6 protein-coding genes are annotated in these 18,024 nt (G+C 36.9%); all 6 read left to right on the top strand.

What is annotated here, in order from left to right; translation table 11 throughout:
* Position 1: 1 nt before the first annotated feature.
* Positions 2-3,355: an RHS repeat protein gene (locus GWK10_RS06125; RefSeq protein WP_164030276.1), complete on the top strand. Its 3,354-nt coding sequence runs from the start codon at positions 2-4 to the stop codon at positions 3,353-3,355.
* Positions 3,330-10,067, top strand: coding sequence for a DUF6443 domain-containing protein (locus GWK10_RS06130; protein ID WP_164030279.1), 6,738 nt, complete (start codon positions 3,330-3,332; stop codon positions 10,065-10,067). The genes GWK10_RS06125 and GWK10_RS06130 overlap by 26 nt, the downstream gene beginning before the upstream one ends.
* A 17-nt stretch (positions 10,068-10,084) precedes the next feature.
* On the top strand, positions 10,085-10,525 hold the full coding sequence (locus tag GWK10_RS06135; protein WP_164030281.1) for a hypothetical protein: 441 nt from the start codon (positions 10,085-10,087) through the stop codon (positions 10,523-10,525).
* Positions 10,526-11,068: 543 nt separating this feature from the next.
* The gene (locus GWK10_RS06140) at positions 11,069-12,886 is read left to right on the top strand and encodes a tetratricopeptide repeat-containing sensor histidine kinase (protein ID WP_164030283.1); all 1,818 of its coding nucleotides are present in this window, start codon (positions 11,069-11,071) and stop codon (positions 12,884-12,886) included.
* Positions 12,887-12,907: 21 nt separating this feature from the next.
* Positions 12,908-13,630 carry a LytR/AlgR family response regulator transcription factor gene (locus GWK10_RS06145; RefSeq protein ID WP_164030286.1) on the top strand — a complete coding sequence of 241 codons (723 nt, stop codon included), beginning with the start codon at positions 12,908-12,910 and terminating at the stop codon, positions 13,628-13,630.
* Between the two features lie 185 nt (positions 13,631-13,815).
* Positions 13,816-17,991: a hypothetical protein gene (locus tag GWK10_RS06150; RefSeq protein WP_164030288.1), complete on the top strand. Its 4,176-nt coding sequence runs from the start codon at positions 13,816-13,818 to the stop codon at positions 17,989-17,991.
* The last annotated feature ends 33 nt before the right edge of the window (positions 17,992-18,024 follow it).

An 18,024-nucleotide genomic window follows, 5' to 3' on the forward strand; every position in this document is an offset into this window, starting at 1 on the left:
AATGAAAATTAAAAAGATTATACCTCTTTTTCTTTTAACATTAGTCAGCTTAAGCCCGTTATTAAGTCAAACTGATTTGCCCAACGTAATTCCACCTTCTCCTACCGTGTCAAGTTTGATGCGATTCGAAGAAGTGCCTGTTGATTATTACACAGGTGTGCCAGATATCAGTATCCCTTTAATGTCAAAACAGTTAAACGGCGATCTCCAACTTCCTTTAAGTTTACGATATAACACAATGGGTTTACGTGTAGACGAACGTTCTGGATGGACGGGAACGGGATGGGCACTTGATGCCGGTGGAACAATCTCTCGTACTGTAATGGATTTTCCAGACGAAATAAACTTTGACTTAGGCGGGTTTACTAGCTCAAATCAAAAAGCATACGGGGTATTACACAATGGTTTTTTTAATTATGATACTATGACGTTAGCAGAAAAATCAGAATTCTTATACAAGGCTCGCGGGGGATATGAAAAATATGACAATGAGTTAGATGTATATCAATTTAGTATTCTTGGTGCGTCAGGAAGGTTTGTTATTGTTAAGGATGGGATAAGCCTAGTACCAAAGTTTCTATCCAATACCAGCAAGGTTCGAATTGAACTTACATACGATTTCAACACATTTATTATCGATAAGTTCGTAGTAATTGATACTAGAGGGTATAAATTTCATTTTGAAGTTTTTGAGCAAACTACCACAGAGCCAATTACAATGGTAACACTTCAGGATGGAACAGTTTCTGCACCAAGTTTAGGTTCCTATACCTATTCAAAGTTTAGGTCCGCCTGGAAGATGACTAAAATCACTTCAAGTAACAACATCACTTTAGCAAACTTTTCTTATCAAGATGTTGACGAAAACTTTTTAACCCCTATAAATCAAACTGAAAATAAATTGCTAAGTGGACATCAAGCGGTTTTTCACCCAGTGCAGCAAGTAAGAGGATATAATATTGGAGTTGTAAAACCAAAATATGTTTCTAGCCAAAGTAGCGTATCTATTGACACTAAAAAACTATCAAATATCTCTTTTAAAGACCAAACAAGTATCCTTTTTAATATTTCAAATGGGCACCCCGAGCTTTCCAGTAGTGGTGCGAAATTAAATTCTTTGATTATTAAAGACCATAATAATCTGGAATCAAAGCGATTTAGCTTCTACTACTCCACAAATCAGTATAACAGATTGTTCTTAGATAAAGTAAGCGAAACAGCGGGAACGACGACCTTAGATTATACTTTGGAGTATAATTCCAAATCAAATCTTGAAGGTTTTGGGTCATCAAATAAAGATTATTGGGGCTATTTAATACTAAATCAAGGCATTACTTATGACCAAACTGATAAAACCGGAATAAAAACCGGTGCGCTTACTAAAATTACATTCCCTACAGGAGGCTCAAAAGAATTCGATTTTGAGTCAAATACTTTTGGATACGAAGGTTCTAATAAGCTGGATGAAGGCCAGTATATTGCCAACCCAGATAATACGGCTAATATAAATAATGATTCATTTACATTTAGTTATGACCCATCCAATCCTATTTTCCCAACCAGTTTTTTGAGTTTTGATCATGATCAGACCATTAATTTAAGTTCATTTGTATCAAATGACGCTACTGGTATTGCCAATTATTTTAGAATAACACTAACTAATGGATCTGGATTTAGTCAAGAAATTAAACTAACTGATCAAAATGTAGACATCCCTGTTCTGGCCGGCAATTATAGCCTAAGCATGTCTATAACTGAGCCATTCATTCCAAACACTAATGATACTGTTACGGCACAAGTCTCCCTACGATATCGAGATTTAAATAGTGGACCCTTAAAAGAATTTCTATATGGTGGCGGTTTACGGATTAAGCAAGTACTGTTTAAAGATTTCGATGGGAGTTTGCAACGAAGCATGGACTATACCTATGACGAAGGTAACAGTAATACTTCCTCTGGTGCTATTGATGGTTTTTTAAAAAATAAAGTGCGCATTTATCAAAAAGCCTATCCTACCTATCTTGCGATACAATACGATGGAAGTTTAGGTGGTAATTATATTGGTAATACAATTGGTATAACGTATGAAATCATCGACCGAAGTAATGCTGTACATCTTCAAGCTACTAAAGGGCAGTATATTGGTTATAAGACAGTCACAATGTCTGAATTCAACAAAGGTAAAACGGTTTTCACGTACACTTCGCCACAAGATTTTCCTTCGTATCCACCAAACTATGGCTGGCCATTTTTACCAATTGACGACATTGACTATAAACGTGGCAATATACTCAAAACGGAAGTCTATGATAACACTGCCAGAATGTTATCTCAGAACACCAATAATTATCAGTATATAGAAAGTGATGTTGTAGCATCAAAAACACTTTATGATATAGGGGACTGCCCCTGGTCACGATTTTACAGATCCTACACTCAATATGTAGCTAAGGTGTCAGACACAGGAGACCCTTTTAGTCCAATTGTAATTAATAACTGTGGGACTCTAGATTCCAATATTGGCTTTAATCCTCATACCTATACCAATGGCCGAGTAGAACTTATGTCAACCACTCAAAAAAGTTATTTCTACGACGAATTAGGCAATCAATCGGTGGTTGAGAAACGTCAGGAGCTTGATTACAATCCGGAGAACTTTCAACAAAGTGTGGTGCGATCCTTTCATAAAGAAAATGGCCTCGATGTGCTTTATAAAACAGAACTGTTCTATCCTGTGGGCGGATATCCTACCTCAGAATTTTCTTCGTCAGAGCAACAGCATATTACCAAAATGCAATCGCTTAATATGATTAATAGTCCGCTCTATACGAAGAGTTATCGAAATACAACACTATTAAGCAGTGTTCAAAATATCTATAGCGAGCCTGTTAGTAATATGATTAAACTTTCAACAGTAAAGACCAAAAAAAGAAATGATGCTGCGGAAGATCGAGTAGTATATCATGAGTACGACAGCCATGGAAATCCACTAGAAATATCTAAAAAAGACGGATCGCATGTATCCTACGTCTGGGGTCATAATAAAACATTACCTATTGCCAAGATCGAGAATGCATCGTATCAAGAAATTGCAACCGCACTAGGAGTTTCATTAAATACGCTTAAGGGCTATAATGAGACCAACCTTTCTACGATTAACACCTTAAGAAATAGCCTTCCAAAAGCGATGATCTCAACCTATGTATACGATCCTATAAAAGGTATTGTAAGTAGTACCGATAACAGAGGTTATACGATGACCTATTCTTATGATGATTTTAATCGTCTTAAGGAGGTTCGTGATGCTAATAATAAACTAGTTACTGATTATGAATACCACTATAAAAATGAATAAGTCAGAAACTAAAATAACTCGAAATCCAGATTCGCTAGATAAATTAATAAAACCTTCGTTCATGAAAAAGGGTCAACTTAAAACAACGCTTCCTCAAATTATTCAACTAACGGCCATTATTATGCTGCTTTTAGTAGCAATGCCCATACAATCACAAATAATAATTGGAGGACCTGGAGGTGGTGGTAATAGCAGTTATAGTATGTCTGGTTCTAGTAATGTTAATGTGGGAGAAACACATACCTATACCATTACTGGCGATACTCAAAATGCAGTTAGTGTTAGTTGGCCAAATAGTAATTCCAATTTTCAAGTTTTATCAACAAGTGGTTTCAGCGCTACAATTAAGTTTTTAACAGTAGGGAATTTATTTTTATCCGCTAGCGTTCAAGAAAATCCACTTATTACAGGTAATAGTACTCCTGTTCCGGTATCGGTTTTTATTTCAGTATCAGAACCACCTCCAGCAAATCCTAACAATCCAACAATGTCAACAAATTGTGGACAGGCAACACTAATCAGAAGTGGTACTCCGCCCTCTGATATAAGGTGGTATTGGCAAGGGAAAAGTAGTAGTGGCACTAGTACCTCATTAGGATATGGAAGTACATTTAATGCAAACCAAGGGAATGGATGGTATTACATAAGAGCAAGAAGAAATAGTACAGGACAATGGAGCAACGGATATGGAGCTGTATATGTCTCCATTAAATATTTTAATGCAGGAAGCATTAATGGGACGCAGACCATTTGCTATGCAGGTGATCCTAGTACTTTAGGTAATGCCAGCTCTCCCACTTATGGAAGTGGTGGTTATACCTACCAATGGCAATACTCCAATAATAATATCAATTGGGCTAATATAAGTGGAGCAACTTCTAGTACTTATAACCCACCAGGAGGGTTAACTATCAATCGTTGGTATAGACGCCGGGTAGTATCTTGTGGTAGTCAAACAAAATACACCGGGTCTGTAAAAGTAACGGTACGCGCAAATTTAAATGCCGGAAGTATTGCTGGAGTTTCAAATATATGCTACGGGGGTGATCCCAGCACCTTAGGTAATAGTGCAAGCCCAACTGGAGGTAACGGATCCTATACCTACCAATGGCAAATATCATCTAACGGATCTAGCGGATGGTCAAACATTAGTGGGGCAACAGCTTCCACTTATAACCCACCGGGAGGACTGACCTCTTCAAAATGGTATCGCCGACGAGTTATATCTTGCGGACAAACCAAGTATTCTAACACCCGTAAAGTAACAGTATACAGTAATTTAAGTGCTGGAGCCATTGGTGGTACACAAACCATTTGCTATGGTGGTGACCCGAACACTTTAGCCAATAGTACCAGCCCTTCTGGTGGTAATGGATCATACATCTACCAATGGCAGTATTCAAATAACAATAGCAGTTGGTCAAATATCTCTGGGGCGACCGCTTCTACCTATAACCCACCGAGCGGCTTAACGGCAGATCGTTGGTATAGACGTCGGGTAATCTCGTGTGGGCAAACCAAGCATACAGGTAGTCTAAAAGTAACTGTTAATGGTAATTTAAGTGCTGGAGCGATTGGTGGTACACAAACCATTTGCTACAGTGGTGACCCGAACACTTTAGCCAATAGTACCAGCCCCTCTGGTGGTAATGGATCATACACATACCAATGGCAGTATTCAAATAATAATAGCAGTTGGTCAAATATCTCTGGGGCGACCGCTTCTACCTATAACCCACCAAGCGGCTTAACCGCAGATCGTTGGTATAGACGTCGAGTAATCTCGTGCGGGCAAACCAAGCATACAGGTAGTCTAAAAGTAACGGTATATAGTAACTTAAGTGCGGGAAGTATTAATGGTACTACATCCGTTTGTTATAATGGAGACCCGGGCACTTTAGGCAATAGTGCTAGCCCATCAGGAGGCAATGGATCATACGCTTACCAATGGCAGATATCCTCTAACGGATCAAGCGGATGGTCGAACATCTCAGGAGCAACAGCATCTACCTACAACCCGCCAGGAGGCATGACAGCCTCTCGATGGTATAGACGTCGGGTCATATCTTGTAGTCAAACTAAATATACAGGCACCGTAAAAGTAACGGTATATGGTAACCTTAGTGCCGGGAGTATTAATGGCACTACATCGGTTTGTTATGGTGGAGATCCGGCTACACTGGGTAACAGTGCAAGCCCATCTGGCGGTAACGGATCGTATACCTACCAATGGCAACTATCGGCTAACGGATCTAGTGGATGGTCGAATATCTCGGGAGCAACAGCTTCTACCTATAATCCGCCAGGAGGAATGACTGCTTCACGTTGGTATAGACGTAGTACTAACTCTTGCGGCCAAACAAAATATACCGGTACGGTCAAAGTTACCGTATATGGCAACTTAAGCCCAGGAAGCATTAATGGAACTCAAACTATCGCGTATAATGGCGACCCTAGCACCTTAGGTAATAGCACAGGTCCATCAGGGGGTAATGGATCCTATACCTACCAATGGCAATTATCTTCTAATGGTTCTAATGGTTGGTCGAACATTTCGGGCGCAACAGCTTCTACATACAACCCACCAAGTGGATTAACTGCTGATCGTTGGTACAGACGTAGTGCCAACTCTTGTGGACAAACAAAATATACTGGGTCGATAAAAGTTACTGTGCTACCTGTATGGTATGCCGATTTTGACAAAGACGGATTTGGAGATCCAGGAAATAGTATATCTGCTGCTTCGGCACCTGAAGATTATATAGGCAACTCATTAGACAATTGCCCGGATATAGCAGGTGGCTTTAATGGCTGTACCTTTGCTTCTACACCATATACGCCTGTTACCAAAAGTGATGCGAACTATGTGTACACCCGCAATTATCAAACCGATGGTGCCGTCACAATTAATGGGCATATCATCGAGCAGATCACCTACCTTGACGGACTAGGGCGCCCTACGCAAAATATCAGCGCCAAGGCCACTACAGATGGAAAGGATATTGTAACCTATATGAAGTACGATCAATATGGGCGGCAAACAAAAGAATACTTGCCCTATGCGACGACTTCAGGTGCTATAGGAAGTCATAGAACCAATGACCAACTGGCTGCTGCAAAAACATATTATAACCAAAAATATGCTGCCGACTTTGCTGGAATGTCAACTATTGATATGAACCCCTATTCTGAACAAGATTTAGAAGCATCCCCTTTAAATCGTGTTATGAAACAAGCGGCACCCGGTAAGGACTGGAAAATGGGCAGTGGTCATGAAATTGAGTTTGACTATCGGGCTAATACCGCTAATGAAGTTAGATATTACCGAGTAAATCTTGCTGCGGATTACACCCCTACTTTAGTAGGCAATGGGTCGACCTATTATCAGCCAGGAGAGGTCTATAAAACCATTACTCGTGATGAAAATCATGATGGTACAACGGCTAAAGATCATACGTCTGAGGAATTTAAAGATCAGCTAGGTCGGGTGGTATTAAAACGCGCCTATGAAAGCGAAGTTCTTCATGACACCTATTATGTATATGATGATGATGACAATTTAACCTATGTACTACCACCAAAAGTTAACACGGCTGATGGTATCTCAACAACAGAGCTCAATGAGCTGTGCTATCAATATCGATACGATGGTAGAAATCGACTCGTAGAAAAGAAAATACCAGGTAAAGGTTGGGAGTATATTGTATATAACAGACTCGATCAACCAGTTATGACGCAGGATGCGAATCTTCGAGCTCAAAATAAATGGTTGTTTACGACTTATGATGCATTAGGTAGAGTTGCTTTTACAGGAATCGATGCGAATAATACATCGACGAGAATACAAGTACAGCAAAGTGCCAATAATGCAACAAGCACTTATGTAACTAAAACAACTACAGCAAATGTGTATGTTGGCACGACCATCTATTATAATAAGGGGTCTAACTTCCCTAGTAGTTTTGATGAAGTATTAACAATAAATTATTACGACGATTATACTTTTGACAATGCTGGTTTAAATATACCGAATACTGTACAAGGTCAAGCGACCACCACTGCTGTTGATGGACTACCCACTGGAAGTAAGGTTCGTGTCTTAGGCACTAACGATTGGATTACCACAGTTACGGGTTACGATGAAAAAGGTCGGGCAATATATGTTGCTTCTAAAAACACCTATCTTAATACAGAAGATGTAGCTGAAACCCGCTTAGATTTTGCTGGCAAGGTATTACAAGCAACTACTACCCATACCAAAGGCAGTAATGCACCCATCGTAACAGTCGATACCTTTACCTATGACCATATGGCACGGGTGATAAAACAATCACAACGTATCAATAATAACCCACCGCAAATCATAGCTAGAAATACTTATGACGAATTGGGGCAATTAGTACGTAAAGATGTTGGAGGGGTTCATAGTAACAATGCAGTTAGCTTAATCGATATTGTAAAGGCTAAGCAAAACAATGAACTTATCGAAAGTACTATAACTGCAAACGGCTGGGGAAATAGTGGTTTTGCTACCCTAGAAAGTATATCTGGTGATGGCTATGTTGAGTTTGAGGTAACCGCTACCAATGAATATCTCATGGTTGGCTTATCTGTTGACAATCCTAATGAGAATTTTAACAGCATTGACTATGCAATCTATCCAAGATCAGGAGGTGAGCTTAGAGTGTATGAAAATGGGAGTCATAAGGGTACTTTCGGCACCTTTACCATAGGAGATATTTTAAAAATTGAGCGAATAGGGAGTACTGTTTATTATAAAAAGAATAATAGCACCTTTTATACTTCAACCATCAATTCAACTGCCAACTTAATGGGTGATGTGGCTTTTAATAGTGTAGGAAGTTCTATTAAAAACTTTAAAATTGTAAATGCTTCCTCACAAAATAATGGAAGTTCCTTACAAAACGTCGATTATACCTATAACGTACGAGGCTGGTTAAAAGACATTAACGATGTAAACAACATTGGTAATGACCTCTTTAGTTTTAAGATTGATTATAATACTGGAACGAATGCTTTATTTAATGGAAACATTGCGAAAACTTCGTGGCGCACTGCCAATACAGACAACAATTTAAAAAGCTATGACTATAGCTATGATGCGCTTAATAGGATTACAAGCGGATTGAGTAATGTACATCATTATAACCTATCATATGTTACCTATGACAAAAATGGAAATATCCAAACCCTAAAACGTCATGGGTGGCAAAACAGCACTAACTACTGGGACATGGATATCCTGACCTATCAATATGACAATGGCAATAAATTAACTAAAGTTACCGATGCTGGTAATGGCAACTATGGTTTTAAAGATGGGGCTAACCAAGCTATAGAATATGAATATGACGCCAATGGGAACATGACCCAAGACCTTAATAAAGGTATTCAAGCCAATGGTATTACCTATAACCACCTAAACCTGCCAACCAAAGTAACTGTTAACGGGGGTGGTAATAATGGCACAATTGACTATATTTATGATGCCACAGGGGTCAAGCTAGAAAAAAAGGTCACTGATGGAGGTTCTTTGACGACTACAGCTTATGCAGGTAACTTCATTTATAAAAATGGGAACCTTGAGTTTTTTAGTCATCCTGAGGGATATATAGAACCCAATGGAAACGACTTTACATACTACTACCAATTAAAAGATCATCTTAGAAATAACCGGGTCAACTTTAAGTACAATGAAGCTACCGTTCAAGTTGAAATTACAGAAGAGAATAACTATTACCCTTTTGGACTAAAACATAAAGGCTATAATAGTGTTCAGGTAGGAAGAGACCATACCTATGAATACAATGGTGCAGAAATGGAAGAAGCACTAGGGCTGAATATGATGGAAATGGAGATGCGACAGTACAATCCTGCAATAGCCCGATGGGTTGTAAATGATCCTGTCACCCATCACTCTTTATCCCCTTACAATGCATTTGACAACAACCCTGTTTTTTGGGCCGACCCCAGCGGAGCAGATAGTCAAACATTTACTGGTATGGCAGCTAGGGATGCCTATAGACAGATTGTTTATAGCATGAATAATAATACAGATAGTAATGATCAAGGTGATGGAGAAGAGGATTGCTGTCCTGGATTGAAAAAAAAGCTCTCAGATTTTGCCGATCAGACTTATGGGAAAATTCTATTTGATACTGATATCAAGGGTGAATTATGGTTTGGTGAGGATAATTACACCTATCATATACAAGGGGATAATGAATTTTACCGTATTAGAAGAAACAGCTATGAAAGAGTAGATGAACTTCCTGCTAGTAATCAAGCTATACAGATTGTTCTTCCACAAAAAGCAGCTGCAAAGAGCGGAATAGTGCTTATGGGTGCCAAGGCATCAACAAAACAAACAATGGTTTATCTTGCTAAACGAGGAGGCAAAGTAATATATGTAGGAATAACTAATAATTTTGCAAGAAGAGCAGTACAACACTTAAAAGGCCCACACAAGCTTAAGATTAATCAAATTGATGATGCTTTGGAAAGTCTCTCAAGAAATGATGCAAGAGCAGTAGAACAGGTATTAATAGAGTATTTTGGACTAGGAGGAAAAAGAGGGCAAACAGGGCAACTGTTAAACCGTATTAATAGTATATCTGAAAAGAACAAAAAGTATGGAGCAGCCCTAAAAAAAGGTAAAAAATTACTTGAAACTGCAGGTTTTACATTTTAATTAGAATTTTATAAAAAATGGAAATAGGCGATATTATTGAAATAGAAGAAAAAGGAAAAAAAGCGTATTTACAATATGTTAAGGAAGCTAAAAATGAAACTTTATTGGAGAAAATGAGAGTTTTCTATGAAATATATGATAATCGTCCTCATGATGTCAAATCTGTTATAAAAGATGATTTTTTCTTTTTAGATTTTCCATATAGGTATGGTATTAAAGAGAAAGGCGTTAATCTAGTAGGTAATATACCTTTACCTGATAATTTTCAACTTCCCAAACAGTTTAGAACGGAGAACGTATTTGGTTCAGGTTGGAGAATAGTGAATGATGGTGGAGGGTCTAAAGTTGTTGAAGAACTTAATGATGAGCAGAAAAAGTTATCTCCATATGGAATGTGGAACATTCCTGAGATTTTTGAAAATTTAAAAAATGGATGGCGTTTGGAAAATTGGATTTAAAAATTACTGAGAAGTATTTTGCAAAAACCCCGCTACCGCTAGTCTGTGACTAGTGGCAAGCATGAGTAAGAAATAATAAACCCCCGCTACCGCTAGTCTGTGACTAGTGGCATATACGAGTAAGAAAATAGAAAGAGAACCACGGTCAAAAGCCGTGGTTTTTATGTTTTAACCCCCCGCTCCCGCTAGTCTGTGACTAGTGGCGAGTATGAGTAAGAAAATAGAAATTGAACCACGGCCAAAAGCAGTGGTTTTATGTTTTAACTACCCGCTCTTCGAAATCTAGCTCGCGAATGTACGTTACTTCACAGCCTTAATAAGCTGCATTAAATAAAAAAACTAAAATTCTAGTTTGTAATTGTATACTAAAACATCCGCCACTGCTACGCTTGCAACTTCGAAACTTACATAAGTATAGAACAACGAACGGTTGCTATTATATACATTTAGTAATGCTAATAAGATTAGCCAACTGCCTTATGTCTAGAAAAAAATTCTTAATTTTTAGGTCTTAATTCCTAAAACTAACTAGCCTTTAACATTATGGTAAGACCTATATTGGTTGTATTAGCACTGCTAGCCTGCTTGATAAGTTTTGCGCAGCAAAATAACGTACAACTAAAAAAAATAGACAGTATACATCAACTTGCTATTGCACAAGATAGCACGAAAGCCGCACCACTATTTAAAAATGCAGATGAACTGATCAATTCATTAAACACCAAAAAAAATGAACAAATAAACCTTCATCTTTATTATCAATTAATAAGTGCTGTAAGAAATGGGCAAAACAAAAAAGGAGATTCTATTTTTCAATTAATACAGACAACGGTTTCACCTTCCGACACCTTATTATTAGAATCTTTAAACTACAGGGCAAATCACTTTAGAAGACAAAATGATTTAAAAAACACCTTGGCCACTTATACACGCCTGATGAGCTTGGCTGAAAAAAGAGAAGATCCTTACTGGTTGGGAAAAGCTCATTTTTATATGAGCTTTTATTATTCTGACGTTAACAATGATGGGCAAACTTTACACTTTCGTAAAAAAGCACTTAATTATTATGATTCTGTCTCTAATACGGAGGCACAAAAGGCTATGGTTTGGTACGCTATGGCCCCTATTTATGCTTCAAGAGGGCAAATTGATTCAGCCATTACAGCAGTACAGCGTTCATTAGAATTAGACAGGACTGGGCTGTTAAATAGGCATGGTTCTAGACTGTACAACAGATTGGCTTTGATGCATTTTCACAGCAGAAATGTGGACTCTGCACAATATTACTTAACCAAGTACATTAATGCCTCTAAACACACACCAGATTCTACCTTTATTTACAAAGCGTACGGCAATAAAGCAATGTTTGCCGCTAGATCTGGCAATAGAGCAGACGCACTAAAATATTTAGATACCGCTACCACCTATTTCACGTCGGATATTGAAAATCGAGATTTATTTAATGTTCGTCAGTTTTATTATAACAAGATTACTGTTCATTCGGGGCCAAACAAAGAAATCATGCCGATAGTAGCACAAATGGACTCGATTATTGGCAAGAAATACGAAAATAAGGTACATGTTGAAATAGATGAATTAAAAGCATCATTTAAACGAGAAGCAAACCTAGAACAAAACGAAACCAATCTTAAAAAGAGTCAAACCCTATTAATCACAATAAGTTCAATTTTACTTTTAGGAATTGCACTAGTGTTTTTAATTTTCCGGAATAAGCGGCAACGATTACAGCTTGAAAAACTGGAGATCGAACAGCGACTACTGCGCGGACAGATGAATCCGCATTTTGTATTTAACTCATTAGCTTCTTTAAATACATTTATTGATAATGAACCTGATAAGGCGAAAGAGTATTTGAACAAGTTTTCTCATTTATTAAGAGGTACTCTCGAGCTTACTTCTGAAAGTTTTGTTTCTATTAATGAAGAGATCAATCTTATTAAGAACTATTTAGACATCCAACAACTAGCAAAACCTACTTTATTTGAATACAATCTTGTAAGGGATATTATTAATAATAACATTATGATACCGCCATTTTTAATTCAACCTTTCGTTGAAAATTGTGTAAAACACGGTTTTAGTGATATGATTGAAAATGGAAGGATTACCATTACTTTAAAGGAAAAAAATCAGTTTTTAAATATTCAAATAGAAGATAATGGTATTGGTATAGGTAATAGTGTTAACAGGGCGAACAAATCATATAGTCAAGATATTGTTGAAAAAAGGTTGAAAGGTTTAGAACGACTAACCAATAGAAAAGCGCAACTATCGATCTCTAATAAACAAAACGAAAAAGGGACCTTAGTAGTAATGAAAATTCCATATCTTGAATCTTGAGCGACTTAGTAATCCTTAAAAATGAAAGTACTAATTATTGAAGATGAACCAAATCAGCTAAAGTATATTGTTAAGCTGATTGAAAAGTACTTACAACAAGTTAAGGTCATAGAAACGGCTGATAGTATTGCTCAAAGTGTCGAAAAAATAAAATATTTTAAGCCGGATGTTTTGTTAGCTGATATTCAAATAAAAGACGGATTAAGCTTTGAGATTTTTAAAGAAATACCAGCCGAATTTGAAGTTATTTTTATTACCGCTTTTGAAAAATTTAGAGTAGAAGCGATGCGACACTTTGCTTTTCATTTTTTACTTAAACCTATATTCCCAAAAGACTTGATTGAGGCTTTTGATGCATTACGCAGTGTTTCTTCAAAAAAAGACAGTCATAATACTATTGAAAAAGGCTTTGACTTTATTAAAGGTCTTAGTGATACCATAGTTTTACATTCGCAGGGAGAAACCAACTTTGTCAGCGCTGCAAAAATTATTAAATGTGAGGCCTCCGGCAGCTATACCAATTTGTTTTTAGATGATGGCAAAATACATCTTGTATCTAAAAACCTTAAGCATTACGAAGTTCTATTAAAAGTCCACAATTTTGTAAGAGTCAGTCGCTTTGCTATCGTGAATACAAACTACATTGAAAAAATAATAGGAGACAAAGAGCTAATTCTTCGAAATGGTGACAGGCTAAGTCTTTCAAAAATGGGGAAAATTAATATAAAAGCTGCTCTTTCTTAATACCAATAAGTTCGTTTGGTTTTGTTCATAAAAGGAAATAGATAGTTCGTAAAACTATAAGACTATCTCATAAAACCATTTCGATTATTTTCCACAATTCTCTTCAAATCTCGTAGCTTTAATTCATTATTAAAGTGCGTACCTGTCGCTTTAATTTGCAAACTTCTAATAATTAAACGCTGACCATGAAAAGTAACCAAAGAATTATTCTTTCATATCTCACTTTCATAAGTCTACTGCCACTTAAAGCGCAAGACAGTAATAAGTACATCGCTGATATTGTACCCCCAAGTCCAATGGCTTATGAAATTACTCGCTTTGAAGCACAGCAGCCAGATTTATATACTGGCACCGCAAGTGTAAATATCCCGCTGCACACAATAGATTTTGATGGTTGGCAACTGCCTATGACGCTAAACTATCACGCCAGCGGCATTCAGACCAATCAAGAGGCTACAGAAGCTGGTTTAGGGTGGGCTTTAAATGCCACCGCAGTGATTAGTAGACAGGTTAGAGGAATAAACGATTTTCAACAATCAAACAACTATAAAGGTCATATATACAATACTTTAGATTACAATGACAAATTACTTAATTGGAGTAGTTTATCAGAAAATGAAAAGACTTCTATATCATTAGGTATAAACGGCAATTTCATTGACACTGAGCCAGATATTTTTAACTACAACTTTTTTGGTTTTTCAGGATCTTTTAGTCTCTCAAGAAAAGAAGTAACCAACGATGTAATTGAAGTAATTAAACATGACGTTGATGGAGTAGAGATAATTTTTAATGAGGGTGACCCACAATCACGAGGTGATGAAGATTTTGAAATTATTACTCCAACCGGTTTTAAGGGGATATTCCGGATTAAGGAGCGTTCAACCAATATGAGTGGTTCTGGTGACAAAGGCATTAACCTTGATGACAATGGTAATTTAATTGACTTTCAAACAATCATAAACCGAGGTAATTTTAGAGTTGTCACGGGTTGGTACCTCGAAAAAATAATAAGCCCAAAGGGCAAAGAGATATACTTTTCCTATAATATCTCTCCAAACCAAAATAGCGAACACCTCTCAGTTACAACTCCAGCTTTTGGCGAAGAAAGACTGCCAAGTTTACTCAACGTTTTCAGTAACGGTGCATCCTTTTTTTACCCAGGAACGGGCAATAAAGTTTCATTCAGCAGGCAAATTCATGAGCATGTATATCAACAATCAATAACAGTACCCGGTGAAGTGGAAATTACCTTTACCATGGAGGACAGGGAGGACATCAAAAAAAATGATCTGTATTTGAATCAGTTTGTTAATATTTTCCCCCAACAACTGCAAGATGTTAAAAAGCCAAAGCGATATACAAATATTACTATTCAAGGATTAAATACAGCATCGACCTTTACTAAAAATATAGAATTAGGTCAAAGTTATTTTAATTATGACAAGCTTTATGAAAACAGTAATCTTTACAGTCAATATCAATACTTAAGGAGCAGGTTAGATTATATAAAAATTGATGACCAACGCCATAATTTTGAATATGCAGAAGGTTTAAATGGCTTGCCCCGTAAATCAACATTAGCTGTTGATCATTTTGGTTATTACAGTGGTAAAGATGGTAACAATGCGCTATATCCACCTATAAACGGTTATAATTTACTGTTGAATTCTGCCCTGCAGTATTCGCCCAATGAAAACAGAATTAGTTGGGGAGATGTTATTAATTGTGATGTTTACACACAGCTACCCAATTCTTTATATTATGTGCAACGTCAAGATAGAAAACCAAATGTTGATTATGGTATTGCCGGAGCGCTTGTAAAAGTCCAATATCCAACAAGAGGTTATAGCACCTTCGAGTATGAATCACAAGAGTATTATGCTACAGGAAGAGGTCAATCACAATTATTTTTGGTTCCCGAGGCTATTAATTACAATGGTGAAAGTGGCAATGTCAAGGCTGGAGGATTAAGAATTGCATCTATACAAACGAGAGATGAAAATGACCAATTGGTCAGTAAAAAATCATATAGTTACACTAGTACCATAAATTTTTCGTCAGGCCGCCTAATGACACCCATGTTATATCTGCAGGATACTAGTGCAGATAATTCGATGTTTTGGTTTGAAGTTGTCACTAATAACGGAGCACCTTCTCTTTGTTTAAAGGCTTTTCATTATCAACTCTCCATTCCAGGAAGTAATACTGCTGGCGGGAAACGAATTGGTTATAGCAAAGTCATTGAAACCATTGAAAGTACACAAACAAATGAAAACTATAAGGTGTTCTATGAGTTTGAAAATACTCCAGCTGAATTTTTAGGCAATCCTCCAAAGGTATTATTGAAATCTAAGCTAAATAGTAAGCCTATTTCACGAATTGATACAGATAAAAATGGCACTGTGAAACAGCTTACTGAATATCAAAAATCCTCTAATTCGGACGGATTCGTTGATGCTGTAGGATATACCAATTTGCTTTATGATTTTGGAGCTGGTATTCAGGAAAGCCAGGGAAGCGTGCCTGTTACTAAACTTTTTTTAACTCCATTAACACCCTATACAACACCTATTGAGACTGTAAACATAAGTCAAACGAAAACCACTCAATACTTCGATTCTGGTAATTTGACTGCAACTTCAGACTATGAGTTTAACACTAAAAATCAACTAATATCAGAGCAATCAATCAATAGTAAAGGTGAAGTAGTTAAATCTGTTTACAAACGTTTGTCAGATTTTGGAAATGCGCCGTGCACCTATGATACAAGCGGTCAAATTTGTATGAGAGATTATATGAATAGTAAAAATATTATCGATCTAATAATGGAACAAATTACATACGTAAATGACATCGCTGTATCTGCTATGGGATACAAATATGATGTAGAGGAAGGTAATGTAATTCTAAGAGCGATTTATACATACGACAAATCTCAAGGTAATTTTACCGGATCCAGTAATGGTTTTGATTTCACCATTGGTTATGAATTAAAAGTAACTTATGATAAGTATGATGGTGAGGGCAATGTGTTACAATATACGATAGCCGATGGTCTGAAAAGCTCGTTTATTTGGGGTTATGACAATGAGTACCCAATAGTGAAAGGAGATGGTATATCGCATGCAAATCTTTTAGTTGCCTACAATTCAGCATCTAATCAAGGTACAAATTATGAGCAAGTTATTAGAGAACATCCAAATACAATAAACGCTTTTGTCTCAACTTATAAATTTAATCCATTAACTGGCTTAACAGAAAGTAAAGATCCCGCTGGAAGAAGTACTCATTACACATATGATGAATTTAGAAGATTAATAGGGATAAAAGATTTAAATCTAAAATTAGTACAAGAACTTAAATATAAATACGCCGACATATTAAAAAGTGGTGGACTCACTTCAGCATCCGTACTACCTTTTGGAGTTGTCAATTCAAATACATCAAGAGAGGCATACATTAAACTCACGAATACTGGTAATTACGGTATTACAATTAATGACCTTCAGCTACCCACTAATTTTAGTAGTCCATGGGATAATCAGATAATTTTTATTCCTCAAGGCTCTTCGTTTAACTTACCAATTACATTCAACGCTCCATCTACTACTGGTAATTTTGGAGGGACATTATTGATAAAAAGTGATGATATTAACGGAGATTTAGCTATTACGTTAAATGCTTCGGCAGGAGTTGAGACAAGAGATCTAACCATTAATCCTGATTGCTATATAATAGATATAGAATTTGGATATGTTGAAGTCGCTCTAGTTAATTCAGGCAATTCTCCCTTGTATGTAGCTAATATTGTAAGCGACGATAATTGCATAACAAACGAATGGCAGCAGCTAGTATTAACCCCGGAATACGAAATTGTTCCATATGTAATTCCAGCTAACAGCACAAAACTAGTTAAAGTTCAATTGGAATGCCCGTTAAATACGAATGCAAATTGGGATGCGCGGTCTCAGTTAACAGTTAGATATTCTGAGAATTATAGTGATTTTTCCAAATACTTATCGTTTCAGGTAGTTCGGTATGAAACTTATTGTCCCGACCCTCCTCCTACTGGACCTGCTTTTACAGTAACCGGCGATACTGATGCAGATTGTTCTACAGGAATGGCCGGAAGTATAATCGTAAATAGAGGGGCTATACGAGTTGTAAACAACTCAAATCAAATAAGCGGACCATCATTCGGCGGAACAACCATCGATTTGGGAGCAATAAATTTAAATCCTGGGGCATCAATAATTCTAACTCCACCATCATATCCGTTTACCTATAATTTCAATAGTAGTCCTGCTGATTGTTCTAATGGTTTTGGCACTAGTCAAATACAAGTGTATCCCAACTAAAAGAAACAGAAAAACAAGTTGTAAAACTTTGAA

Source organism: Spongiivirga citrea (assembly GCF_010671565.1).
GTDB classification, from domain to species: domain Bacteria; phylum Bacteroidota; class Bacteroidia; order Flavobacteriales; family Flavobacteriaceae; genus Spongiivirga; species Spongiivirga citrea.

Excerpts from the sequence above, each read along its gene's own strand:
- GWK10_RS06130 (WP_164030279.1), top strand. The coding sequence starts at position 3,330 with ATGAATACCACTATAAAAATGAATAAGTCAGAAACTAAAATAACTCGA.
- GWK10_RS06125 (WP_164030276.1), top strand. The coding sequence starts at position 2 with ATGAAAATTAAAAAGATTATACCTCTTTTTCTTTTAACATTAGTCAGC.
- GWK10_RS06140 (WP_164030283.1), top strand. The coding sequence starts at position 11,069 with ATGGTAAGACCTATATTGGTTGTATTAGCACTGCTAGCCTGCTTGATA.
- GWK10_RS06145 (WP_164030286.1), top strand. The coding sequence starts at position 12,908 with ATGAAAGTACTAATTATTGAAGATGAACCAAATCAGCTAAAGTATATT.
- GWK10_RS06150 (WP_164030288.1), top strand. The coding sequence starts at position 13,816 with ATGAAAAGTAACCAAAGAATTATTCTTTCATATCTCACTTTCATAAGT.
- GWK10_RS06135 (WP_164030281.1), top strand. The coding sequence starts at position 10,085 with ATGGAAATAGGCGATATTATTGAAATAGAAGAAAAAGGAAAAAAAGCG.